Below are 504 nucleotides of genomic sequence, written 5' to 3'. Positions count from 1 at the left end.
ACGGCGGCAACGTGTCGGCGGCCGCGCGCGCGCTCGGCGTGTCGCGCAACACCATCTACCGGAAGATGCCGTCCGTCGGCACCGCGCCGCTGCGCACGGACGAACACTGAAGGGCGGCCTCACTGTCACACCCGCTGTGTCAGCTTGCAACACCGGTGTTCAAGGATTCAACAGTCGCGCAGCCGGACGCCTGCCGCCCGCCGCCTGCGCCGACGGCAATTGAAACCGTTTTGTGGGTGATTCGTAAGGTTGTCGCCGCAACGACCGCGCGGCGGCATCCGCACGTCGTCGCACAGGCGATACGCCCGCCCGGCACGCTCCTTGCTGAATAGTGATCGACCGCCGATCGACGCGGTTCATTCGATGCAACTCAACTGAACAAGGAGACATGCCATGCAGTGGACGCCCCCCGCCTATACCGATCTGCGCTTCGGTTTCGAAATCACGATGTATATCGCCAACCGCTGATCGGCGTACGCCGCGCCGCCGCCTGCCGCGCAGGCG

2 protein-coding genes are annotated in these 504 nt (G+C 65.7%); both read left to right on the top strand.

The window, feature by feature from the left end:
• On the top strand, positions 1-110 hold a 110-nt coding region (locus HMPREF3115_RS28330; protein ID WP_141751607.1), incomplete at its 5' end, for a helix-turn-helix domain-containing protein.
• 283 nt (positions 111-393) lie between these two features.
• Positions 394-468 (top strand): pyrroloquinoline quinone precursor peptide PqqA, encoded by a 75-nt coding sequence (gene pqqA / locus HMPREF3115_RS28325; protein WP_083302111.1) that lies wholly within the window; start codon positions 394-396, stop codon positions 466-468.
• Positions 469-504 lie beyond the last annotated feature (36 nt).

The organism is Burkholderia sp. HMSC10F09 (assembly GCF_001806955.1).
In the GTDB taxonomy this organism is placed as follows: Bacteria; Pseudomonadota; Gammaproteobacteria; order Burkholderiales; family Burkholderiaceae; genus Burkholderia; species Burkholderia multivorans.
This window is presented reverse-complemented; position numbering and strand designations above follow the sequence as displayed.